Below are 21,837 nucleotides of genomic sequence, written 5' to 3' on the forward strand. Positions count from 1 at the left end.
TTCCGCGTATCGAGGTGGCCAGAGGCTGACATGGTGCTGTGGCCCTTGCTGGCTAAATGAGATAAGCCATGGCATGTTCTTACGCTTAGGAGTATAAATGTAAGAATCCAAGGGATATTCTTACAGTTAGGCGATCATGAAGCAGCCGGGGCAAGCGGACGGTACAGGCATCTACGGGCATGTCACCCTGGGCGGTACATCTGGTTGGCCGGCGGCCGAGTATGAACGCTACGAGTGGACCGGAACCCAGGACGCCTTCCGCACCAGCAACTATCTGTCCGGGATGGCCGGGCAGCCCTATGAGGCGTTGATCCCTTCGACTATCGCAAAATCGACCTACCTCCCCTCTCCAAGGGTCGCGGCGCTGGCCGAGGAAGCCGCCCAGGAGATCAGCCGGTTCGACGAACGCTACGGCAAGCACCTGCGCCCGTTCGTGTCCCTGATGCTGCGCAGTGAGTCAGTCGCCTCCTCGCAGATCGAGAACCTGACCGCCAGCGCCCGCAGCCTGGGTGAGGCCGAGCTCGGTGTAGAAGACAAGGCCAACGCCACCTTGGTCGTCCGCAATGTCCGGGCAATGGAGACGGCGCTGGCCGCCGCCGACCACCTGACGCCCGAGAGCGTCCTGGACATGCACAGAGCCCTGATGGACGGCACCCGCGACGCCGACGTCGCCGGACACTGGCGCGACCAACAGGTTTGGATCGGCACCAGCCAGTACAGTCCGATCGGCGCGGAATTCGTCCCGCCGCACCACAGCCGTGTCCCGGCGCTGATGACCGACGTCATGGACTACACCCGGCGCTGGGACATCCCGGTGATCATCCAGGCCGCCATCGCGCACGCACAGTTCGAGACCATCCACCCGTTCACCGACGGCAACGGACGTACCGGAAGAGCCTTGCTGCACGCCATGCTCAAGCACCGGGGTGTGGCCTCGCATGTCACTGTCCCCGTCTCCGCCGGGCTGCTCGCCAACGTCGGCGCCTATCACGCTGCCCTCACTGCTTTCCGGGCCGGAGACCCGGAGCTCATCATCACCGTGACCTCCGAAGCGGCGTTCCGGGCCATTGAGAACGGCACGACGCTCGCCAACGACGTCGTCGCCATTACCGAGGGTTGGGCTGACAGGATCACAGCACGCCGTGACTCAGCCGTATGGCCGGTCCTGGATCTTCTGGCCAGCCAGCCAGTTGTCAACGCCGCGGTTCTGGGGTCCAAGCTCGGCCTCGACTACATGCGTCAGAAGCGCGCCCTGGATGCCCTGGAGGAAGCGGGGATCGTCGTCGGCGTCGATAAATACAAGAAAGGCCGGTTCTGGCGGGCGCCTGAAATGCTGGCGGCCTTGGATGCATTCGCCGAACGTGCCGGGCGCCGCGGCCGTAGCTGAGCCGACCGACGGGGCGGGCCACCCGGAAATGGACTTATGAGAACCTATACGGAGTAATAGGGGGTTCTAGGTATCTTTCCTAGAACTGGCTAGAAGTTCGTATAGGTGACCGTCGATGGACATGGAGTGTCCCGCGTGGGCCGCCGCCCTGGACTACGCAGACGAGCACGAAGGCATCTACGACAAGCGGACCCTCGCCACGGCGGCCTTCCGTGCCCTCCTCGCTATCGTGGAGGCCTCTCAGCACCGCGATGAGGACCTGCTGGTCCCCCATGCGGCGCGTCCTTTATAGGCTAGAGGCATGTGGAACGTGGCGAAGCTGAAGCGTGACTTTTACGAGTGGTACAGGCGTGAGAATGGTAAGTCTGCGGGTCCAGGTGACTTCCTGGAGTCTTACGTGAGTTACGTGTACGACTCACTCTTGAGCAGACACGCTAGGAATATTACCGTTACGAAGCAGGCTCAGGTTCCTGATAATTTCGGCAACTTGTACAACATTGATGTCTTCTTCGAGTATGAGATCGCAGGAAACAAGCACCGAGTTGCCATTGAGTGTAAGGACCACAAACGACCGGTCGGCCGGGACGACGTGATCGCCTTCTGCGGAAAGGTCAGGGACATGCCCAGCACGATTGGTCTTTTCATCTCTGCAAGCGGTTTCCAGTCTGGCGCTCTCAAGTACCTTGACGACCACGGAGTTCGACATATGACGCTTGACGAACTCCCCCATTTTGGCCAGGCCGTCGCCAACCGATTCCTCGCGCCGATGCTCCCGGACGAATCTGCATCTGGTCAGCCGTTCTGGACGGTCATGGAAGCCAAAAACGGAAAAGTGACTGGGTCGTGGTTGCTTCTGCCCTGGACACCAGAATTGGCAAACCAATTTCCAGATGGCGAGGGCAAGACTGTCCCCTTGTTTTGGTCTCGACCTGAAGCAGAGCGATACCAGGCTCTCTGGTTCAAGGACGGTGAAGCTTCGTGCGTCCGAGGCTTGGAGCAACCCACCCTAAAGGTCATGATCGGACTCGCTAAGTTGAATGGGCTCTCTTTCGTCGTCCTTAGAGGCATAGAACTCCACGGACGGCAACAGTTTATTTGCGAGTCGTGGGAACCGGCTGCGCTCGAAGACGAATTTGTATCACTATAACGTCGAGATGGCCTGACGCATCTGATGGACCGCCCAACGCATCTAGGTAAACCATCAGATAGGACCCGACTAATGGACCGGATTTGGTTCAGGGCTGAGTGCTGCTATCTACTAACTTCGCGATTCGTGTCCATAGTTCATAATTTCAACCTAGCGTCACAAGGGCCGCCAAAGAAAACCCCTGGTCAGCCAGGGGTTTTCTGCTTTCACGGGGCGTGGTGGTCCAGATTTCGCCGACTGAGCCGCCGCAACTCGTCGAGCAGGGAACTGATCGCCTTCGTGAATCCCACGGCGCCAGGAAGACGATGACTACCCGAGCGAACCCTAGCGATTCCGACAGCGATTCCGACGAAAGCAGCCTCCCTGGCAACGCAGTGATAGTTGAGACATCGGCAAGTGGGCGGCCTAGAATCGTCGCATGGGTCTCCTTACCTTCAGCATCAACGTCACCCTGGATGGTTGCGTCGACCATCGGGAAGGGATCGCCGACGACGAGACGCACGCCTACTTCACCCGCCTCATGGACGACGGCGGCGCAATGCTCTGGGGTCGCACCACCTACGAGATGATGGAGAGCTACTGGCCAGCGGTCGCCCGCGGCGAGGAGGACGCGCCGCCTGCGATGCGCGAGTGGGCGCTCAAGCTGGAGGCCAAGCCGAAGTACGTTGTGTCGTCGACGCGAAGCGACTTCCCGTGGACCAACAGCCACCACCTCGTAGGCGACCTCCAAACGGCGGTGCAGGATCTCAAGGATGCGACTCCCGGCGGGGTGCTCGTCGGCAGCGGCAAACTTGCAACAGCGCTGGACCAACTGGATCTGATCGACGAGTACAAGTTCCTTGTCCATCCCAGGATTGCCGGCCACGGTCCCACCCTGTACCAGGGCGGACTGCCTAGCACGCGACGCCTCGACCTGATCTCGGCGGAGCCGCTCAGCAACGGCGCGGTCGCATTGCACTATCGACGGGCTGACTGAGGGTGGCTGTCCGTCGCGGGTGAGCTTCGGCTGAAAGACCGTGCGCTCGTGAAGGCAGAACCAGATGGGTACGGTGTTACGGCCGCTCCACGGTCTCGTCATCGTCAAGCCGCTCGAGGTCGGCGCTGCCGTGTCCGGCTACGGCCGTGGCCGTCTCTTTCCAGCTGGTCAGCTCGGCCAAGGCGAGGTGCGGCTGGTTGGTTGAGAAAGAAGTCGCTTGCCCTCCTCGGATCTACTCGTGTAGATTCAGTCAGGGTTGTTATCCGGGTCACACCCAAAGAAGGTCACCCGAACAGCCTCTGAGCCCAAAAGAGATGACCAGCCCATGAAGACCCCAACGACAGCCGTGGACCGTCCGGGCCGGGCCATACTCGGCGCCCGCACCCTGGGTAATGCCCTGGGCTCCGGGCGAAACTCGCTGAACGCCCTGCGCTTGGTCTTCGCGGCAGCCGTGATCGTCTCCCATTCCTGGTGGCTGGGTGGCTACGGCCCCGAACCCTCGCTTTACGGGATCAAGCTCGGGACCGCTGGCGTCATGGGCTTCTTCGCCATCTCCGGCTATCTCATCACCGTCAGCGCCGAACGCTCGGACACCGTGCTGGAGTATGCCGCAGCACGGCTCGCCCGCATCTATCCGGCCCTCGTGGTCGCGGCGCTTACTGTTGCCTTCCTGGCAGCACCGCTTGGCGCCCTCCTGACACACGGGACCTACGACCCGCGCGGAGCCTTGGCCTTCCTCGGCGCGGCGCTGGCACTCAGCATCGGCGTCATGGACACGCCCGCCATCGGGACGTCCCTCTGGGGCAACAACGACCGCTTTGACTGGAACGGCCCCCTATGGACCCTCACCTGGGAGGGGCTCTGCTACGTTATCATCGCCGCGATTGTATTCCTGCTCCGCAGGATTCCGGAGAGCAGGCGAGGCGCGGCCACTGCAATATTCCTGCTATTTGCCGCATCCACGGGAGCAGTCTTCGGAAAGCTGCTCGCAGGCAGCTTCGGGCCGAATCGCACCGAATTCGTCCTCCCGCTGCTCGCGGTCTTCATGGCCGGATCCCTCCTTGCCACCCAGAGACACAAGGTCCGCGTCGGTGCGGCGCCGAGCCTCCTCGCCGCACTGGCCGTGTGGGGCGCCCTCGCCACGGGCTACGGCACAGCCCTCGCCCCGCTACCGTTTGCCTATCTCGTCCTGTCGATCGGTTCAATCGTCAGCGCGTCCCCCATCGGGTCCCGCTACGACATCTCCTACGGGATCTACATCTACGGATGGCCCGTCCAGCAGCTCCTCGCAGCCGCCCACATTCCATCCCACGTTCCCGCGCTCGGGTTTGCTGCGTTCGCTCTCGTGGCGGTCTGGCCGCTTGGTTTCTTGAGCTGCGTGGCCATTGAACAGCCAGCCCAGCGGATCCGGCGCGCCCTCATGCGCCGCCTCGCCCTCCGGGCAACCAGCTAAAATAATCCACTTAAACGCTTGATCACGAGTCAAGTGCCAGCTATTGTTGCCGTGATTAAGCGTTTAATCAAAAATCCTTAGCTCCACCCAAGCTCCCCCGCCTGCTCAACAACGCCGTGTGCAGAGGCTCGACGCAGAGCCATCGGCGGTCGAGTAGTCCTGACCGAGACCCGGAGATCTTATGGCCCACTCAGCAAGGAGGCTGTCGAAGAGGGCGAGCATACTCGCCCTCTTGGCAGCGCTCACGATGTTTTTCACCACAACCATAGTTACCGGGGACATCCCCGGCGCAGGAGCCGTCGGCAGCGCGACCCCACCGCCAATGCGGGCCGTCTACCACATGACTCCCCCGTCAGGATGGCTGAGCGACCCTCAGCGGCCCATCTATCTCAACGGCAAGTACAACCTGTATTACCTCCACAGCAACCAGGACAACGGCCCCGGCGGATGGCGACATGCGACGTCGTCGGACACTGTGGTGTTCAACGACCAAGGCGACGCCCTCCCCCTCCAAAGCAATTTCCCTGTCTGGACCGGCTCCTCGGTGATCGATACCAACAACACCGCGGGCTTCGGGGCCGGCGCCGTCGTCGCGCTCGCCACGCAGCCCACCGACGGCGACCCGTTCCAGCAATCGCAATACCTCTGGTACTCGACCGACGGCGGGACAACCTTCACGCAGTACGGCGCACCGGTCATTGCCAACCCGGACGCCTCGGACTGGTTCCGCGACCCGAAGATCGTTTGGGACGCGGCACACTCGAGCTGGGTAGCCGCGATCGGCCGCCAGCAAAAGATCACCTTCTACACCTCGCCGGATCTTAAGACGTGGACGCACCAAACCGACTTCAGCTACACCACCCCGAACATCGGCGGCGTTGAGTGCCCGGACATCTTCCAGATGAAGGCCAACGACGGTTCGTGGCATTGGGTCATGGCCGGGAGCATGCAGGGCGACTACAGCGGCAAGCCGGACACCTACGCGTACTGGACCGGAACGTGGAACGGCTCGGCGTTCGTCGCGGACCAGACGGACCCGCAGTGGCTCGACTGGGGCTCGGACTGGTATGCCTCGGTGACCTGGCCGGACGCCGCGAATCCCGACGCTTCCCGTTACGCGATCGGCTGGATGAACAACTGGCACTACGCGCCGCACACCGTGCCGACGGACTCCACCGACAACTACAACGGCCAGATGTCCGTGGTGCGCCAGCTCAGCCTCAAGTCCGAGGGCAGCGGCATCTACAGCCTCCTATCCCAGCCGACCCCGAATCTGGCCAACTACGCCACCAAAACCGTGAAACCCGCCAACGCCACGGTCAATGGACGGACAACCCTCGACTACCACGGCTCGGCCTACGAGCTCGATGCGGACGTCAGCTGGACCACACTCAACAACGTCGGCATCTCCGTCGGCGAGAACAAGGACGGCAGCCGGCACACGAACATCGGTGCCTACGGGGGCAACCTCTACGTCGATCGCTCTGCGCAGGACCAAGTGCCGTATTCCTTCGGCACGTACCAGCAGTCCCAGGCGCCGCTCGCCTCGGGCACGACGGCCGTGCACCTCCGGATCCTCGTGGACCATGGCAGCGTGGAGGTCTTCGCCGACGACGGCCGGGTCGTACTCTCTAATCAGGCCTTCTTCACGTCGTCGGACACGGGGATCTCCCTCTACACGATCGGCGGCAGCGCAAACTTCGCCAACCTCTCGATCACGGAATTCGCCAACATCACCGAACAGGCGAACCCCGCGGCGCCGTACGCGGACTTCGAGGGCAGCACCTATGGTTCATGGACGACGGCGGGAGCGGCCTTCGGTTCAGGGCCCGCCAGCGGGGCTCTCACCAATCAGCAGCCCGTCACGGGCTACCTGGGGAACAAGCTCGCCAACAGTTTCAACGGTGGTGACGCAGCGACCGGAATGCTGACCTCGCCGTCGTTCACCATCGGCCACTCGTACGTCAACTTCCTCGCAGGAGGCGGGAACAACCCGCGGCCGTCGGACGTCTTCGCCGACTTCGAGGGCGCGACGTGGGGTGCCGGGTGGACGGCGTCGGGCAGTTACATTGGCCAGGGCCCGACGGCGGAATCCCTCCCCAACCAGCTCGGCTCCAAGGTCCTCGATACGTACGTCGGGGGAGGTGATGCCTCCACGGGCGCGATCACGTCACCGACGTTCACGATCACGCGGGACTACATCGACTTCCTCATCGGTGGAGGAAACCACCCCTGGGGCCAGTCCGGCGCCGCGGCGGTGAACCTCCTCGTCAACGGGCAGGTAGTGCGAACGGCAACAGGCCAGAATTCATCGACGATGTCGAACGTGAACTGGGACGTCCACACGCTCGTGGGGCAGAAGGCGCAAATCCAGGTCATCGACCACGCAAGCGGATCCTGGGGCCACATCATGGTGGACCAGATCGTGTTCAGCAGCGTGCCGAACGCGGTTGGAGGTGAGCCGGACAATCAGACCACGGTGAATCTTGTGGTCAACGGACAGGTGGTCCGCACCGCGACGGGCCAGAACAGCGAACGCCTCGCCTGGACGTCGTGGAACGTCTCCGACCTCGTTGGCCAGAGCGCCCAGATCCAAGTGGTCGATAACGGCACGGGAAGTTGGGGCCATATCCTGCTCGACCAAGTCGCCTTCGAAGACATACCGGCCGCCTAAGTCGAACGTGGCCTGTCCGTCCTGACCTTCTTTGCCGCGCAAAAGCCTCGACATGACGCGACTCGCCGTGTCGTAAGCGCTTTCCGAAACGAAAGAAGGTCAGGACGGCGCGCCCATTTGTGCCTATGCTGAGCTCATGGGCAGCGACTCATCGAGGACGCCGGATGCGCGGCGCCTCCTCGCGGCGCTGGCAAGCGCTCAAGCCCGGAGAGTCTTCGCTGAGATCATCGTTGGCGGAACCCCGGGCAGCTCGCTCTCGCCGGCAAAACTCGAACGGGCGCTCACGCTCCTTGACCAGGCAGGGCTGGTCGAGACGGCCGAGACCGAGGGTAGCGTCCGCTACCGCATCCGTGAGCATGCCTTCCGCGACGCATTGGCGGGCCTCTCGTCGGCACCCAGCCCGTCCGGCGTCGAGCGCTTCTTGACTGCGGACGGCCGCATCGATCGCTATCCCGCGCGGGAGGCAGACCGACTCAAGGTTCTGGCCTGGGTAGCCACGCGCGTCCTCGACGCCAGCGAGCGGGTGGCGGAACAAGAGCTCAACGAACGCCTGACCGGGCTCACCAACGATGTCCCAATGCTCAGGCGGTATCTCGTGGACTCCGGCATCGTGAGCCGCACGCCCGACGGCTCGGCCTACTGGCTGGCCCCCAAAGAAGACGCCGACGGCGGCCGCAGCGGCTAGATACGGAACCAAGTATCCCTTTCGTCTCACCCGCCTCCATTGTGGGCGCCCGGGACCGGGCATACTCTGGGAGAGGCACAAGCGGTTGGCACTACTACCGCGTTGAGAGGGCGCTGCATGGACGCCAATTCCATCACCGACACCTTCCACCGGCCCCTGCGGGACCTGCGGATTTCCGTCACGGACCGGTGCAATTTCCGGTGCGTCTACTGCATGCCCAAGGAAATCTTCGGGCGGGATTTCGTTTTCATGCCCCGGGACCAGCTGCTGACGTTTGAGGAAATCACCAGGCTGGCGTCGATCGCGGTGGGACACGGTGTGCGGAAGATCCGGCTGACCGGCGGTGAACCCCTGTTGCGGAAGGACATCGAGGAACTGGTCCGGATGCTGGCCCGCTTGCGCACTCCCGACGGGCTGGCACCGGACCTGGCGATGACCACGAACGGCTCGGTCCTGGCGCAGAAGGCGCAAGCCCTCAAGGATGCGGGGCTCAACCGGGTGACGGTCTCGCTGGACTCCCTCCGGGAGGAGACCTTCCAGGCCATGAACGACGTCGGCTATCCCGTGGCGAAGGTCCTGCATGCCGCAGACGTTGCCCAGGCCGCGGGTCTCGGGCCCGTGAAGATCAACATGGTGGTCAAGCGGGGGACGAACGATCAGGACATTCTTCCCATGGCTCGCCACTTCAAAGGGTCCGGGTTCATTCTGCGGTTCATCGAGTACATGGACGTGGGTGCGTCCAACGGCTGGAAAATGGATGAGGTGGTGCCCTCAGCCGAGATCCTGGCCCGCATCGGCGCGGTGCTTCCGCTGGAGCGCGTGGCGCCGAACTACCCCGGCGAGACCTCGGGTCGCTGGCGCTACGCGGACGGCAGCGGCGAAATCGGGGTCATTTCCAGCGTGACCCAAGCCTTCTGCCGCGGCTGCACGCGGGCCCGGCTCTCCGCCGACGGGAAGCTGTTCACGTGCCTCTTCGCCACGGCGGGCACGGACTTGAGGGCACTCCTGAGAGGCGGGGCGTCCGACGTCGAGCTTTCGACGGCGTTGTCCGCCTTGTGGGGCGGCCGCGCGGACCGCTACTCGGAACTGCGCAGTTCGCACACGCCTCAAGACCCCGCAGCGACACACAAGATCGAGATGTCGTACATCGGCGGGTAGCCCACCAGACCGGAGCCCTGCCGGTGACCCTATGCTGGTGCCATGACGCAGACGTCGATCAGCTCCGCCACAGCGCTGGCCGAAATGCTGGCCGCCACCGGCTACCTCGCCGACGAGGGCCTGGCCACCATTGGCTACCTCGCCCTGAGCATGGAACGGCCGCTGCTTCTGGAGGGCGAACCGGGCACGGGCAAGACCTCCCTCGCGGAGGCCCTAGCGGAAGGGTTCGGGCTGCCGCTGATCCGATTGCAGTGCTATGAGGGAATCGATGCCTCGCAGGCGTTGTATGACTGGGACTTCACCGCCCAGATCCTGCATCTGCGCAGCGTGGAGGCCAGCGGCGGAGCGGGAATGGACGCGCGGCTGAGCGTGGCCGAACTGGAAAGTTCGCTTTACGACAAACGGTTCCTGCTGGCGCGTCCCATCCTCAAAGCGCTGCAGCAAAGCCCGGCGGTGCTCCTGATCGACGAAATCGACCGGGCCGACGACGAGTTCGAGGCGTTCCTGCTGGAGGTGCTCTCCACTTATCAGGTCTCCATCCCCGAGTTCGGCACGGTCAAAGCTGAAACCCCGCCGATCGTGGTGCTCACCTCCAACCGGACCCGCGACCTGCACGATGCGCTCAAACGCCGCTGCCTCTACCACTGGATCGACCACCCCGGGCTGGCCCGAGAAGTGGAGATTGTGCGCACCCGGCTCCCCCAGGTACCCGCGCTCCTGGCCGAGCAGGTGGTGCGCGCGGTCCAGCAGATCCGGGTCACCGACGACGTACTGAAGCCTCCCGGCGTCGCCGAGACCCTGGACTGGGCCCGCGCGCTGCACCAGCTCGGCCGGGCCGAGCTTGACCTGGCTTCGGCCGCGGCCAGCATCGGCGCGCTGTGCAAGTACCGCGAGGACACCGAGCGCGTCTCGGCTGCCCTGGCCCGGATGCTCGGCTGAGCCCATGCCAACGGCAGGACAAAGCCCCGAACACAGCGCCGAAGAGATCCTCCTTGCCTTCGCTGCAGCCGTGCGTGCGGCCGGCGTGAAAGTGACCGCGGACCGCTCGCTCAGCTTCGTCGACGCCGTCGGCAGGCTCAAGTTGGACCGCCGTTCGGACGTGTTCTGGGCCGGCCGCGCGACGCTATGCGCCTCGCCGGAGGACTTGCCCGCCTACCAGCGGACGTTTGAGGCCTGGTTTGCCGTGGAACACTCCGCCGCCCAACGCCTGGAAAACTCCGCGACGTCCGTGAGCGCTGCCACTTTGGATGACGACGACGGCGGCCCGGAAGGTAGGAGGGAACAGTTGCGGGCACTCGCCAGCCGCCGGGAGTTGCTTCGGCACCGCGATGTGGCCGTATTGGACGACGAGGAACGGGCCTTGCTGCACCGGATGTTCGAGGAGCTGCCGGTGCGCCTGCCCACCCGGCAGACCCGGCGCAAGCACCTCGACCGGCACGGCGACGTGGACCGGGTGCGGACCCTGCGCGACCAGCTGCGCCGCGGCGGGGAACCGGGGCCGCTGCGCCGCGCCCGGGCTCCCCGCAAAAACCGCCGGGTGGTCTGGCTGATCGACGTTTCGGGCTCCATGGCACCGTACGCGGACAGCCTGCTTCGCTTGGCCCACCGGGTAGTGGAAGCCGCCCCGCGCCAAGTGGAGGTGTTCACGCTGGGCACCCGCCTGACCCGCGTGACTGCCGCACTGAGGGTGCCAGACCCGGACAATGCCTTGGCCCTCGCCGGCCGCACAGTCCCCGACTGGTCCGGCGGTACCCGGCTCGGAGAAGTGCTGCGGGCGTTCAACGACCGGTGGGGGCAGCGCGTGATGGTGCGCGGCGCCGTCGTCGTGATTGCCAGCGACGGCTGGGAGCGCGGCGACCCCGCACTGCTGGGACGCCAAGCCGAGCGGCTGCACCACCTGGCGAGGCGGATCATTTGGTCCAATCCGCACCGCGGCAAGGCGGGGTACGAGCCGCTGCAACGGGGAATCAGGGCGGTGCTGCCGCACGTTGACTTCTTTATAGGGGGGCACTCAATGCAGAGTTTCGAGGAGTTGTTGGACGTGGTTGCCAATGCGTGAGGTCTTGGACGATCTGGTCGCCGCCATGGCGGCTGGCCACACAGTAGGACTCGGAACGGTGGTGCGCACCTTCCGCTCCGCACCGCGGCCGGCCGGTGCCGCCATGATGGTCGACGCCGACGGCAGTGCGGTGGGCTCGGTGTCCGGCGGGTGCGTCGAAGGAGCGCTTTACGAACTGGCCACCAAGGTGGTCGAGTCCGGCAAGCCGGTGCTGCAGCGCTACGGCATCAGTGACGACGCCGCGTTCGAGGTCGGCCTCACCTGCGGCGGGATCCTGGACATTTTTGTGGAGCCGGTCTCCACTGAGAACTTCCCGGAACTGGCCCAGGTAGCGGACGACGTCGGTGCGGGCCGGCCGGTTGCCATCGTCACCGTGATCGAACACCCCGATCCGGCGTGGCTGGGCCGCCACCTGGTGGTCCGCCCGGAGGGGTTCGTGGGTTCCCTCGGCAGCGAGCGTGCCGACCATGCGGTATCCGATGACGTCCAGGGCCTGCTGGCCGCGGGCCGCAACGCCACGCTCATGTACGGACCGGACGGGCAGCGGCGCGGCGAGGGCATGCGCGTGTTCGCCCTCAGTTTCGCCCCGCAGCCGCGGATGCTGGTGTTCGGCGCGATCGACTTCGCCGCCGCCGTCGCCAAGCAAGGCACCTTCCTGGGCTACCGGGTCACGGTCTGCGACGCACGCGCGGTTTTCGCGACGGCTGCCCGGTTCCCGCAGGCGGACGAGGTGGTGGTGGAATGGCCGCACCGCTACCTGCAGGCGCAGATCGCTGCCGGCCAAGTGGACGAGCGCACCGTGATCTGTGTGCTCACACATGATCCGAAATTCGACGTGCCGCTCCTTGAGTTGGCACTGCGCCACAACGTGGCCTACGTGGGCGCGATGGGATCCCGGCGCACGCACCACGACCGATTGGAACGGCTGCGCGAAGCCGGCCTGAGCGAGGCCGAATTGGCCAGGCTCTCCAGCCCGATCGGCCTGGACCTGGGATCCCGCACCCCGGAGGAAACGGCCGTCTCCATCGCCGCCGAAATCATTGCCTTGCACTGGGGTGGCGGCGGCGGAAGATTGAGCACCATGGAGGCTCGGATCCACCACGAACCCACGGTTGAAGCGGACCACGAGGATGCGGGGTACGAACTCAAGCCGGGCTAGGGCGCTCGCCCCTTCCGAGGAGTAACCTGTGTCACATCAGGACTGGATGCCGGGCAGTCGTGCCCGTCGTCCAACGCGACAGGAGATCCCAATGGCGAGTTCCAAGACGATCACCGTCGAAGTCGATGATGTGAGCTACACAGACGATGTCGAGCCACGATTGCTGCTGGTCCAGTACCTGCGCGAACGGCTTGGCAAGACCGGCACATTGATCGGCTGCGACACTACCAACTGCGGCGCCTGCACCGTCCATCTGAACGGAGTCAGCGTCAAATCCTGCACCATGTTCGCGGTTCAGGCAGACGGCCACAGCGTCACCACCATCGAAGGCCTGGCCCGGGACGGCAAGCTCGCCCCGCTGCAGCAAGCCTTCCACCAATGCCACGCGCTGCAATGCGGCTTCTGCACGCCCGGCATGATCATGCAATCGGCATCCCTCCTCACCGAAAATCCGCACCCCACCGAACAGGAAATCCGGGACGGCCTCGAAGGAAACCTTTGCCGGTGCACCGGGTACCAGAACATAGTTGCCGCGGTACAGGCAGCCGCTGACGGTACGGTTTCCGCGGACAGCGACGAATCAGAAACGGCAGGTGTGGCATGACCATCGCCGAAATCGGCAGGCCCCGCCTCCGCAAAGAAGACGCGCACCTCATCACGGGGCGCTCCAGGTACACGGACAACATGACGTTGCCCGGCATGCTCCATTTGGCCATGGTCCGCAGTCCGTTCGCCCACGCCAGGATCACCTCGATCGACACCTCAGCCGCGAAGTCCTCACCCGGCGTCGTCGCCGTGTTCACCGGAGCCGATCTGGCCGCGGAACAGGGCAGCCTGCCCAACGTCTGGCCCGTCACCGCCGAGCAGAAGGCGCCCGCGTTCCCGTCGATCGCCGTCGACGAGGTGGCCTTTGCCGGCGAGGTAGTTGCCTGCATCGTTGCCCGCAGCGCCGCAGCGGCGCGGGACGCCGTCGAACTCGTGGACGTCAGCTACGACCAACTTCCGGTGGTCCTGGATCTGGAGGAAGCATTCACCGACAAGGTGCTGGCCCACTCCAGCTTGGATTCCAATCTCTCGGCGACGTGGGTGTTTGACTCGGGCGAAGCAGGCACAGGCAAGCCGATCGCCGAGGCGTTGGAGAACGCCGAAGTCCTCATCGAACGCACCTTTTACCAGCAACGCCTCATCCCGGCCTTCATGGAACCGCGCTCGATCGTGGTGGATCCGACGAGTGAGCAGATCACCATGTGGTCGTCCACGCAGATACCCCATATCCTGCGGCTGATCCTGGCATTGACGCTCGGCCTCCCGGAAAGCAAGCTGCGTGTGATCGCCCCCGACGTGGGCGGCGGTTTTGGCGGAAAACTGACGGTGATCCCGGAAGAATTCATCACCCTCATGGCAGCCCGGCGGGTCGGCAAGCCGTGCAAATACACCGAAACCCGCAGCGAGTCGCTTCAGTCCGGGCATCACGGCCGGGCCCAAGTGCAGAAGGTGAAGCTCGCGGCGACGAAGGACGGGATTGTCACCGGGCTGGACATCCAGCTGCTGGCGGACATGGGCGCCTACCTCGGCATTATCGGCTCGGGCATCCCGATCCTGGGCGCGTTCATGTACAACGCCATCTACAAATTCCCGGCGTACCGACTGGAATGCAACAACCTCTTCACCAACAAGGCGTGGACGGGCGCTTACCGGGGCGCAGGCCGGCCGGAAGCCACTTTTGCGATCGAGCGCTTGATGGATGAGCTCGCCGTCGAACTGGGCATGGATCCCCTCGAACTGCGGAAGAAGAACTGGATCACCCACGAGGAATTCCCCTTCACCACTGTCACCGGACTCGAATACGACAGCGGCAACTACGAGGCGGCCACGGCGAAGGCCCTGGAACTCTTTGGCTACGACGAACTCCGGGCAGAGCAGGCCAGGCGCCGCGAAGCCAACGATCCCGTCCAACTCGGCATCGGCATCTCCACGTTCACCGAAATGTGCGGCCTGGCTCCATCCCGGGTGCTTGGCGCGCTCAGTTACGCGGCCGGCGGCTGGGAGCACGCCCAGGTGCGGGTGCTGCCCACCGGCAACGTCGAGGTAGTCACGGGCACTTCCCCCCACGGCCAGGGTCACGAAACCGCGTGGAGCCAGCTCGTGGCGGACAGGCTCGGCGTGCCGTTCGAAAATGTCGAAGTGCTGCATGGTGATACACAGGTCTCCCAGCGGGGCCTGGACACCTACGGCTCCCGCTCGCTGACCGTCGGTGGTATGGCGGTGCTGGCCGCTGCGGACAAGGTGATCGAGAAGGCTAAGGTCCTGGCAGCGCACATGATGGAGGCCAGCGAGGAGGACATCGAGTTCACGGACGGCAAGTTCAGCGTCAAGGGCACTGATCAGTCCACTGCCTTCGGTGAAGTCGCCTTCGCCGCCTTCTCGGCGCACAACCTGCCGGAAGGGTTTGAGCCCAATCTGGATTCGGATGCCACCTTCGACCCGCAGAGCTTCTCCTTCCCGCACGGCACCCATCTGGCCGCCATGGAAGTGGACACCGAGACCGGGCAGGTCAGCATCCGCAAGTACGTTTGCGTGGACGACGTCGGGGTGGTGGTCAATCCGCTGATTGTGGAGGGCCAGGTCCACGGCGGCCTGGCGCAGGGAATCGCTCAGGCCCTTTATGAGGAGGCCGTGCACGACGACGCCGGGACCCTGGTCACGGGCTCGTTCGTGGACTACCTCGTGCCCGGCGCGCCCGACCTGCCGCACTTCACAACGGCGCGCACGGAGACGCCGTCCACCACCAACCAGTTGGGGGCCAAGGGAGTCGGCGAGGCAGGAACCATCGCCTCGACGCCCGCCATTGTCAACGGCGTGCTGGACGCGATTCGGCACCTTGGCGTGAAGGACATCAAGATGCCATGCACGCCGGCGCGTGTGTGGGCCGCCCTTGAAGAAGCCAAGACCACGGGAGATGTGCAATGATTCCGAGCGCATTCGATTACGCCGCTCCGGCCACGGTGGCGGAGGCGTTGAGCGTGTTGGCCGACGCCGGCGACGACGTAAAGCTGTTGGCCGGGGGTCAAAGCCTCATCCCCGTGATGAAGCTGCGCTTGGCCGACCCGGCGATGGTGGTCGATTTGGGCCGGATCGGCGAGTTGTCCGGGGTCCGCGACGACGGCGACGCCCTGCTGATCGGAGCCATGACAACGCACCACCAGATCGCCACGGACCCGCTTATTGCCGAGCACGTGCCGTTGCTGGCCAAGGCAGCTGCGACGGTCGCGGATCCCCAGGTCCGCCACCGCGGCACGTTCGGCGGCGCCCTGGTTCACGCCGACCCGGCGGGCGACATGCCCGCACCGGTGCTGGCCGCGGACGCCGCGTTCATCCTGGCAGGTCCGGAGGGGGAGCGCCGGGTGGCAGCGGCGGACTTCTTCCAGGGGTACTTCACTACCGCCGTCGACGACGGCGAGATCCTCACCCATATTCGGGTGCCGAAGTACACCGGCTGGGGTGCGCACTACGAGAAATTCACCAGGGTGGCCCAACAATGGTCCATCGTGGCGGTTGCCGTGATGGTCCGGGTGGAAGGCGGCACGATCGCCGAGGCCAGGATCGGCTTGACCAACATGGCCAGCACGCCGTTGCGGGCGACCGCCGTCGAGCAGGCACTCGTGGGCGCCGCGCTGACCCGGGAAGCGATCGCCTCGGCGAGCGCACACGCTGCCGAGGGGACCGATCCCGCGAGCGACCTCAACGGTGACGCGGCCTACCGCCGCCGCTTGGCCGAGGTCCTGACCAAGCGGGCCGTTATCGCGGCCGCCGGGCTCTAGCGGAAGGCGGGCGGAGGGAGACGTGGAACTCAAACATCACTTCGTGGTTCCCAGTTCGCTGGAGGACACCTGGCATTCCTTCAACCAACTGGAAGACATCGCGCCCTGTTTCCCTGGGGCGACCCTCACGTCCGTGAGCGGCGAGCAGTTCACCGGAACGGTCAAGGTCAAGCTCGGGCCGATCGCCATGATCTATACCGGTACGGGTGAATTCCTCGAACGCAACCAGGAGACCCACACGGTGGTCATTTCGGCGACGGGCAAGGACAAACGCGGCAACGGCACAGCGGGTGCCACGGTCACGGCAGTGCTGACGCCCGACGGCGACGGCACCGCCGTGGACGTGACCACCGACATGAACGTCACCGGCAAACCGGCCCAATTCGGCCGCGGAGTCATCCAGGACATCTCGGACAAGTTGCTGGAGCAGTTTGTCCAGTGCGTGATCGGGAAGGCGGGCGGCGGGGCTCCGAGCGAAATCGAGCCCGACGCCGGAGCCTCGGCTGCGTCGGCAGGGTCCGGGACGGCTACCGGCGAGGTAGCGCAGCCCGGGGAGCCCGCGGCTGGAGCAGCCGCCGGGCCCGCCGCCGTCGGGCCCGCTGCGGGTTCTGCAGCGCAGGTGGTTGAGCCGCCGGCGGCGCCTGTGCCTGCGGCCGCGGCTGCACCCGCACCTCGGTCCGCGCCGCTCGCGTCGTCGTCGGAATTGGATCTGGGCTCGGCCGTGTGGCCGGTGCTAGTGCGTCGTTTCGGGCCCGTGCTTTGCGCCGCCGCCGTCGTGGTTCTGGTGGCTTGGCTTGTCCGGCGACGGGGAAGGAACTGAACGCCCCACTTAGGCATTGTTGCTGGTGGTTTCCGGCCGCGCGGCGCGCTTGCCGCGCGGCTCCACGTGTCGATATCATCAGGGTGGGTTATGCAGCGGCCCTAGGAACTCTTTCCATGGAGCGACCTCATGACCCGCCCGACTCCCCTCTCTTCCAAGACTCTTTACGTAGCTGCTCCCATGCTTGGAGCTGCGCTGTGAACGCATTACTCACCTCATGCCTGGAAGGCGAACTGGACCCGGTCCAGGGGCTTGCGAAGCTGTCCGTTGCGGAGCTCAACTTTTTGGCCGACGCCCTTTTCAGGCTGCTCGACGTCGGGAAGCCCGAGTTCGGGGTCAAGTCCTGGTACGACGCGGTCCTGGATGAGTTGGCTGCCCGCGGTGAGCGTTCCACGCGCGGCGAGGTTCCTGCGCCCGGTGAGCAGGCCGCCGTCGATGTTTCCTCGGACTAGTCTTCCAATGCCGCGGAGGCAAGAGGGGCGCTAGCGCTGTCTCCTTCTGGTGCTTGCCGGCCTGCCAGTTCGCGCACGACTGTTTTCAGTTCCTGCCGGAACATCGACGTATCGATCGATACCTGGGCAAGAACCTGCCGTTCCGATTCCGCTGCCCGCTCAAGTGCGTCCCTGCCGGCATCGGTCAGCGAAACGACGTGTACCCGGCGGTCCTCGGAACTTCGACGGCGGCTAACGTGCCCGTGTGACTCCAGCCTGCTGAGGGTCTGCCCCATGGTTTGGGCCTGCACACGCACGATCTGGGCGAGCGTGGTCTGGGTGATGGGGCCAGTGGCTGCAAGAACCTCCAGCGCGATGACGCCGGCGTGGGTGAGGCCGATCGCCCTGAGATTCTCGTCCCAAGCGTGTTCCACCAACCGGGCCGCTGTAGACAGCAACCTTCCGGTGGGCCAACGCTCGATGTCCGGCATATGTCCCATTGTAGCGGTGAGGGGATTTTGGGGGGGTGAGGGGTTAACTAGTCCTGCGAGGGACTCGTGTGAAGACGGACGCAGCGTTCGAATTCGGTAGGCTGAGCCAAAATTGTCTGGGATTGGGGCTACGCATGTTTGGGCTGCGCGGGTGTCGCCCTTGATTCGGCGGGGCGGAGCTATTTGGTGGGGCAGGGCATATTTCGCCATGCAGGCGATTGCCGGTTTCTTGTGGTGGGCCGCGGTTTTCCTGTCGCCGGTGGTGCGCGAGGCGACCCTCGGTAACCTCGACCCGGTTGCGGTTGCTGTCTTCGACATTCCTTTATTCGTCGTGGCGTCGGCCGTGGCGTCTTTTGGCGTAAAGGCTGCCGCGCTGGTGAGTGCCGGCTGGACGGGCGCCGTCGCCGTCGCACTGGCGGTTTACGCCACTGTCACAACCGAAGCGGGCTGGGGCGTACTCGGCATGGGCGCTGCGAGCGCGGGCTCGCTGATCTCGCTCTGCCTAGTCTTGCTGGGACACGTGCCGACCGCGTGGATCATCCGCGGTCCGTTCGCATTCCGTCCCGCAATCCCCCGCGCGACCGCCGCCGCCCACGTGGCCTCAACATTTGGGCAAATTGTCCTGTTCTGGGGGTTCTTCCTGGCGGTGATTCCGTTCGCAGTTGCCTTTCTCGAACAGCGCTGGGCGGTGGTTCTCCCGTTTCCGTCGTTTGCCGCTCCTGTGGGTGTCGCCGTTCTGGTACTAGCCAGCGCCCTTGGTATCTCGGCGGCCGTGGCGATGTCGACGTTGGGCAATGGCACCCCGCTGCCGTCGGCAATGCCCAATCATCTGGTCATCGCGGGTCCGTATCGCTGGATCCGGAATCCAATGGCGGCCGCAGGCATTCTCCAGGGCGCGGCAGTTGGCGTCATCCTGCAGTCATGGCTGGTAGTGGCCTACGCCGTCGTGGGCTCGCTGGTGTGGAATTACGTTGTCAGGCCGCTTGAGGAATCTGACCTGGAAGAACGGTTCGGCGAAGAATTCCGTCAATACCGCGATGCCGTGCGCTGCTGGGTACCGGGGGTGTCGAGGGCTTCGCGCACTCAGGAACGATGAGTGCACACCCATGTCCCTTCGAAGGTTGTCGTTCCTCAGTCTCGCTCGCTCGGACCGAGAGCTACAGCCCAATATTGTCTCGCAATAACCCTTTTATTGTGAGACAATATTAAAATGGGGATCAGGTGGGCGGACAGCGCAAACAAACATGGAATTGCCCGCGGGGATGCGTTGCATGCAATCTTGAACCAGATCTACCACGTTGAAGAGTTCGATGAGCCGCGTGTGGAATCAGGCGCACGTCCGGATCTGTTTATCGGCCCTTCTCGGGACCGCCGGACGATTCTCGAAGTCATGGCAGTCATTACACCGCCTAACGACATCCTGGTCTTCCACGTGATGGAGGCAAGGCGGAAGATACTCGACATTGCCGAGAGAGGAACAACGGAATGAATGAGAAGAAGGCCAAGGGCGGTCAGGACCTGAGCCCGGAGGAACAGGCCCACTTCCGTGCCCTGGGCGAATGGGCGGAGACCGCCGACATAGGCCCTGACGCCCGCATCACCAAGGCGTCCGGGCAAGGTGCCGGACGCGCCCTGCTGGAAGCAGCCCTGGGCTCGCCCGAGGCAGTAAAAAGAGCCGTCGGCAAACCCTCCCTGAGCAGCAGCGGAACATCCCCGTCCCGGACCATCCGCCTCCCGAAGGACATGGACGCACAACTGGTTGCCCGGTCCGAAATCGAGCACCGCAAGCCGAGCGAAATCCTCAGGGAAGCACTGGCCCAATACCTTGCCAAAGCCTCCTGACAGGCAGACAGCTGATTGACGGGCCCGGTAGTCGTAGATGACAACGCTGCCGATTGGGGGTATGTTTGCCCACTCTTGGCCGCCTATTTCATACTGTTGGTCTCCTTGGTCACTTTTCATGTGCTCCCAGGGATGACGAATTCGTCCAGGAATTCTTCCGTGGAGGAGATCTCACCACCAGTATGGTGGGTGCATAACGCAACCACTGATCTGAGGGGACCTTCACCATGGCTGTTCGAGTTGACCTGAATATCTCGCTGGATGGTTTCGCCACGACGACGGACGCAACTCCGGAGAATCCGTTCGGTTCGGACTGGGGCCGACTCGTTGACGCATATACGTCCACCCGCACTTTCCGTGAGCGGGTTCTGCATGACACCAGTGGAGAAGGAACGTCCGGTGTCGACGACAAATACGCCGCGGCCTACTTCGAGGGGGTCGGAGCTGAGATTATGGGTGCCGGCATGTTCGGGTTCCATAACTTTCCCGACGACCCCGAGTGGAAGGGCTGGTGGGGTGACGAGCCGCCCTTCCGCGTCCCGGTGTTCGTCCTCACTCACACCCCCCGCCCTGACATCACGATGGCCGGCGGTACGACCTTCCACTTCGTCAGCACCAGCCCCGAAGAAGTGCTTGAACGAGCGCTCAGTGCGGCGGGTGAAGAGGATGTGCGTATCGGAGGTGGCCCCACCGTTGTGCGCGATTACCTCAGTGCCGGACTTGTCGATCGGCTGCACGTCGCGATCACACCAATCCTGCTCGGTAGCGGAATACGGCTCTGGGACGATCTCCGGGGGCTAGAAAGCGACTACACCGTCACGTCAGAGACCGCCGAAAGCGGCATCATCCACGTCACCTTCCGCCGATAACCATCACACAGGATCGTCTGAGTGCGGCTACTCGCGTTTGAGCGTGAGCGCCAGGCTGGGAACCGCGAAGGACAAGAGAAAGATCGGCAGGGGGCTCTTCCCGCTACACCGGAATCTGGCGATTTCGTCCTCGGCGACGTCGAAGGGCCGGTCGGCCAGCCAGCGGCGGCGAGCCGTCCGCCGTCGTACTTCTGTGCTGATCACGTTATTGCTTTAGCGGCGCGAGCTGGATTTGCTTCGCGAGCGCGTAAGCGGTTGGAAGATCGCTGTCGCTTTCGACGAAAACTCGGCCAATGACGAGCGCGGAATCAGTTGGCGAAGAAATCTGCGTCATTCCGTTGGGTACCGTTCCCTTCCAGCCGGGTCCGCTGAGGACATAGTCGCCGGCTTCGGTTCCCGTGGTGCGTTTGCCGACGTAGGCAAAGTTTGTGCTTTTTGACGGGTCGGTGAACTGCACGCTGAAATAGCGCCCGGCCATGTCCGGTACGTGCAGGATTTGCGGCCCTTTGCTCAAGTCGAGCCAACCGCCGATGTAGAGCAAGTCGTCGGCCCCGGTTGCCATAAGGCTCCCGCGCGAAGTCGCCGTCGACGGGGACGATGTGCCGGGCACGGCGTACAGCGTGTTGACGGGGATGGGGCCCTCACCGAATCCGTGCTTGAGTATCGCCCTCTTGTACCCGTTGACTGTGAGTCGCGGCCAGAGGTAGATGAAAGCGGGCGCGCCGAGCCCCCATACGATGACCGCCGCTATGACCAGAGGAACGATTCCGTCCCCGTTGGCGATGCGCCGGTAAATGACCCAGGCGAAGACGGCCAGTATGACGGCGGTGAGGGGACGTCCGTATTTCAAGATGAGGCGGTTCAT

Annotated in this window: 24 protein-coding genes; 21 read left to right on the forward strand and 3 right to left on the reverse strand. The window is 64.2% G+C overall.

Annotation, left to right across the window (positions count from 1 at the left end):
- Nucleotides 1-136: 136 nt before the first annotated feature.
- The 17 genes from AB4068_RS05615 to AB4068_RS05695 all read left to right on the forward strand — a co-directional run bounded on the left by AB4068_RS05615 (nucleotide 137) and on the right by AB4068_RS05695 (nucleotide 17,791).
- Nucleotides 137-1,387, forward strand: a complete 1,251-nt coding sequence (locus AB4068_RS05615) for a Fic family protein (protein ID WP_441432882.1) — start codon at nucleotides 137-139, stop codon at nucleotides 1,385-1,387.
- Nucleotides 1,388-1,502: 115 nt separating this feature from the next.
- Nucleotides 1,503-1,679, forward strand: coding sequence for a hypothetical protein (locus tag AB4068_RS05620; protein WP_441432883.1), 177 nt, complete (start codon nucleotides 1,503-1,505; stop codon nucleotides 1,677-1,679).
- Nucleotides 1,680-1,688: 9 nt separating this feature from the next.
- Entirely contained in the window at nucleotides 1,689-2,534 is an 846-nt protein-coding gene (locus AB4068_RS05625; protein WP_441432884.1) for a restriction endonuclease, read from the forward strand.
- A gap of 418 nt (nucleotides 2,535-2,952) precedes the next feature.
- A complete protein-coding gene (locus tag AB4068_RS05630; RefSeq protein WP_059388600.1) occupies nucleotides 2,953-3,510 on the forward strand; it encodes a dihydrofolate reductase family protein in 558 nt (185 codons plus the stop codon).
- 64 nt (nucleotides 3,511-3,574) lie between these two features.
- Entirely contained in the window at nucleotides 3,575-3,715 is a 141-nt protein-coding gene (locus AB4068_RS05635; RefSeq protein ID WP_441432885.1) for a hypothetical protein, read from the forward strand.
- A 120-nt stretch (nucleotides 3,716-3,835) separates the two neighbouring features.
- Complete coding sequence (locus AB4068_RS05640; protein WP_441432886.1) at nucleotides 3,836-4,963, forward strand: acyltransferase family protein; 1,128 nt, start codon at nucleotides 3,836-3,838, stop codon at nucleotides 4,961-4,963.
- A gap of 232 nt (nucleotides 4,964-5,195) precedes the next feature.
- Nucleotides 5,196-7,637: a glycoside hydrolase family 32 protein gene (locus tag AB4068_RS05645; protein WP_441432887.1), complete on the forward strand. Its 2,442-nt coding sequence runs from the start codon at nucleotides 5,196-5,198 to the stop codon at nucleotides 7,635-7,637.
- Between the two features lie 136 nt (nucleotides 7,638-7,773).
- Complete coding sequence (locus AB4068_RS05650; RefSeq protein ID WP_441432888.1) at nucleotides 7,774-8,322, forward strand: DUF2087 domain-containing protein; 549 nt, start codon at nucleotides 7,774-7,776, stop codon at nucleotides 8,320-8,322.
- 117 nt (nucleotides 8,323-8,439) lie between these two features.
- Entirely contained in the window at nucleotides 8,440-9,480 is a 1,041-nt protein-coding gene (gene moaA / locus AB4068_RS05655; RefSeq protein ID WP_441432889.1) for a GTP 3',8-cyclase MoaA, read from the forward strand.
- Nucleotides 9,481-9,522: 42 nt separating this feature from the next.
- Nucleotides 9,523-10,419: an AAA family ATPase gene (locus AB4068_RS05660; protein WP_441432890.1), complete on the forward strand. Its 897-nt coding sequence runs from the start codon at nucleotides 9,523-9,525 to the stop codon at nucleotides 10,417-10,419.
- A 4-nt stretch (nucleotides 10,420-10,423) separates the two neighbouring features.
- On the forward strand, nucleotides 10,424-11,539 hold the full coding sequence (locus AB4068_RS05665; RefSeq protein WP_332602410.1) for a vWA domain-containing protein: 1,116 nt from the start codon (nucleotides 10,424-10,426) through the stop codon (nucleotides 11,537-11,539).
- Nucleotides 11,532-12,698 (forward strand): XdhC family protein, encoded by a 1,167-nt coding sequence (locus AB4068_RS05670; RefSeq protein ID WP_306963352.1) that lies wholly within the window; start codon nucleotides 11,532-11,534, stop codon nucleotides 12,696-12,698. Before AB4068_RS05665 ends, AB4068_RS05670 begins: the two co-directional genes overlap by 8 nt.
- A gap of 91 nt (nucleotides 12,699-12,789) precedes the next feature.
- The gene (locus AB4068_RS05675) at nucleotides 12,790-13,302 is read left to right on the forward strand and encodes a (2Fe-2S)-binding protein (protein ID WP_284988716.1); all 513 of its coding nucleotides are present in this window, start codon (nucleotides 12,790-12,792) and stop codon (nucleotides 13,300-13,302) included.
- The gene (locus AB4068_RS05680; RefSeq protein ID WP_306963350.1) at nucleotides 13,299-15,668 is read left to right on the forward strand and encodes a xanthine dehydrogenase family protein molybdopterin-binding subunit; all 2,370 of its coding nucleotides are present in this window, start codon (nucleotides 13,299-13,301) and stop codon (nucleotides 15,666-15,668) included. Before AB4068_RS05675 ends, AB4068_RS05680 begins: the two co-directional genes overlap by 4 nt.
- Nucleotides 15,665-16,519 carry an FAD binding domain-containing protein gene (locus AB4068_RS05685; RefSeq protein WP_441432891.1) on the forward strand — a complete coding sequence of 285 codons (855 nt, stop codon included), beginning with the start codon at nucleotides 15,665-15,667 and terminating at the stop codon, nucleotides 16,517-16,519. The genes AB4068_RS05680 and AB4068_RS05685 overlap by 4 nt, the downstream gene beginning before the upstream one ends.
- Before the next feature lie 22 nt (nucleotides 16,520-16,541).
- Nucleotides 16,542-17,339 carry an SRPBCC family protein gene (locus AB4068_RS05690; RefSeq protein WP_306963346.1) on the forward strand — a complete coding sequence of 266 codons (798 nt, stop codon included), beginning with the start codon at nucleotides 16,542-16,544 and terminating at the stop codon, nucleotides 17,337-17,339.
- Between the two features lie 197 nt (nucleotides 17,340-17,536).
- On the forward strand, nucleotides 17,537-17,791 hold the full coding sequence (locus AB4068_RS05695) for a hypothetical protein (RefSeq protein WP_059388591.1): 255 nt from the start codon (nucleotides 17,537-17,539) through the stop codon (nucleotides 17,789-17,791).
- On the opposite strand, the gene AB4068_RS05700 is transcribed toward AB4068_RS05695, so the two are convergent.
- Entirely contained in the window at nucleotides 17,788-18,261 is a 474-nt protein-coding gene (locus AB4068_RS05700; RefSeq protein ID WP_059388590.1) for a MarR family winged helix-turn-helix transcriptional regulator, read from the reverse strand. The genes AB4068_RS05695 and AB4068_RS05700 overlap by 4 nt on opposite strands.
- Before the next feature lie 208 nt (nucleotides 18,262-18,469).
- Here AB4068_RS05700 and AB4068_RS05705 point away from each other — a divergent pair, with 208 nt between their 5' ends.
- From AB4068_RS05705 to AB4068_RS05720, 4 genes are all read left to right on the forward strand, one after another.
- On the forward strand, nucleotides 18,470-19,357 hold the full coding sequence (locus tag AB4068_RS05705; protein ID WP_307055419.1) for a methyltransferase family protein: 888 nt from the start codon (nucleotides 18,470-18,472) through the stop codon (nucleotides 19,355-19,357).
- A gap of 183 nt (nucleotides 19,358-19,540) precedes the next feature.
- Complete coding sequence (locus AB4068_RS05710; protein WP_284988712.1) at nucleotides 19,541-19,750, forward strand: hypothetical protein; 210 nt, start codon at nucleotides 19,541-19,543, stop codon at nucleotides 19,748-19,750.
- Nucleotides 19,747-20,103 carry a ribbon-helix-helix domain-containing protein gene (locus tag AB4068_RS05715; protein ID WP_216363181.1) on the forward strand — a complete coding sequence of 119 codons (357 nt, stop codon included), beginning with the start codon at nucleotides 19,747-19,749 and terminating at the stop codon, nucleotides 20,101-20,103. The genes AB4068_RS05710 and AB4068_RS05715 overlap by 4 nt, the downstream gene beginning before the upstream one ends.
- Before the next feature lie 227 nt (nucleotides 20,104-20,330).
- The gene (locus AB4068_RS05720) at nucleotides 20,331-20,972 is read left to right on the forward strand and encodes a dihydrofolate reductase family protein (RefSeq protein ID WP_284988711.1); all 642 of its coding nucleotides are present in this window, start codon (nucleotides 20,331-20,333) and stop codon (nucleotides 20,970-20,972) included.
- A gap of 27 nt (nucleotides 20,973-20,999) precedes the next feature.
- Here the strand turns inward: AB4068_RS05720 and AB4068_RS05725 are convergent, their stop codons facing one another.
- Both AB4068_RS05725 and AB4068_RS05730 read right to left on the reverse strand, forming a co-directional pair.
- A complete protein-coding gene (locus AB4068_RS05725) occupies nucleotides 21,000-21,176 on the reverse strand; it encodes a hypothetical protein (RefSeq protein WP_441432892.1) in 177 nt (58 codons plus the stop codon).
- Between the two features lies 1 nt (nucleotide 21,177).
- Nucleotides 21,178-21,837 carry a DUF1254 domain-containing protein gene (locus tag AB4068_RS05730; RefSeq protein WP_332602417.1) on the reverse strand — a complete coding sequence of 220 codons (660 nt, stop codon included), beginning with the start codon at nucleotides 21,835-21,837 and terminating at the stop codon, nucleotides 21,178-21,180.

The organism is Arthrobacter sp. 2RAF22 (assembly GCF_052115325.1).
In the GTDB taxonomy this organism is placed as follows: domain Bacteria; phylum Actinomycetota; class Actinomycetes; order Actinomycetales; family Micrococcaceae; genus Arthrobacter.

Excerpts from the sequence above, each read along its gene's own strand:
- AB4068_RS05615 (WP_441432882.1), top strand. The coding sequence starts at position 137 with ATGAAGCAGCCGGGGCAAGCGGACGGTACAGGCATCTACGGGCATGTC.
- AB4068_RS05620 (WP_441432883.1), top strand. The coding sequence starts at position 1,503 with ATGGACATGGAGTGTCCCGCGTGGGCCGCCGCCCTGGACTACGCAGAC.
- AB4068_RS05625 (WP_441432884.1), top strand. The coding sequence starts at position 1,689 with ATGTGGAACGTGGCGAAGCTGAAGCGTGACTTTTACGAGTGGTACAGG.
- AB4068_RS05630 (WP_059388600.1), top strand. The coding sequence starts at position 2,953 with ATGGGTCTCCTTACCTTCAGCATCAACGTCACCCTGGATGGTTGCGTC.
- AB4068_RS05635 (WP_441432885.1), top strand. The coding sequence starts at position 3,575 with ATGGGTACGGTGTTACGGCCGCTCCACGGTCTCGTCATCGTCAAGCCG.
- AB4068_RS05640 (WP_441432886.1), top strand. The coding sequence starts at position 3,836 with ATGAAGACCCCAACGACAGCCGTGGACCGTCCGGGCCGGGCCATACTC.
- AB4068_RS05650 (WP_441432888.1), top strand. The coding sequence starts at position 7,774 with ATGGGCAGCGACTCATCGAGGACGCCGGATGCGCGGCGCCTCCTCGCG.
- moaA (WP_441432889.1), top strand. The coding sequence starts at position 8,440 with ATGGACGCCAATTCCATCACCGACACCTTCCACCGGCCCCTGCGGGAC.
- AB4068_RS05660 (WP_441432890.1), top strand. The coding sequence starts at position 9,523 with ATGACGCAGACGTCGATCAGCTCCGCCACAGCGCTGGCCGAAATGCTG.
- AB4068_RS05665 (WP_332602410.1), top strand. The coding sequence starts at position 10,424 with ATGCCAACGGCAGGACAAAGCCCCGAACACAGCGCCGAAGAGATCCTC.
- AB4068_RS05670 (WP_306963352.1), top strand. The coding sequence starts at position 11,532 with ATGCGTGAGGTCTTGGACGATCTGGTCGCCGCCATGGCGGCTGGCCAC.
- AB4068_RS05675 (WP_284988716.1), top strand. The coding sequence starts at position 12,790 with ATGGCGAGTTCCAAGACGATCACCGTCGAAGTCGATGATGTGAGCTAC.
- AB4068_RS05680 (WP_306963350.1), top strand. The coding sequence starts at position 13,299 with ATGACCATCGCCGAAATCGGCAGGCCCCGCCTCCGCAAAGAAGACGCG.
- AB4068_RS05685 (WP_441432891.1), top strand. The coding sequence starts at position 15,665 with ATGATTCCGAGCGCATTCGATTACGCCGCTCCGGCCACGGTGGCGGAG.
- AB4068_RS05700 (WP_059388590.1), bottom strand. The coding sequence starts at position 18,261 with ATGCCGGACATCGAGCGTTGGCCCACCGGAAGGTTGCTGTCTACAGCG.
- AB4068_RS05705 (WP_307055419.1), top strand. The coding sequence starts at position 18,470 with ATGCAGGCGATTGCCGGTTTCTTGTGGTGGGCCGCGGTTTTCCTGTCG.
- AB4068_RS05715 (WP_216363181.1), top strand. The coding sequence starts at position 19,747 with ATGAATGAGAAGAAGGCCAAGGGCGGTCAGGACCTGAGCCCGGAGGAA.
- AB4068_RS05720 (WP_284988711.1), top strand. The coding sequence starts at position 20,331 with ATGGCTGTTCGAGTTGACCTGAATATCTCGCTGGATGGTTTCGCCACG.
- AB4068_RS05730 (WP_332602417.1), bottom strand. The coding sequence starts at position 21,837 with ATGAACCGCCTCATCTTGAAATACGGACGTCCCCTCACCGCCGTCATA.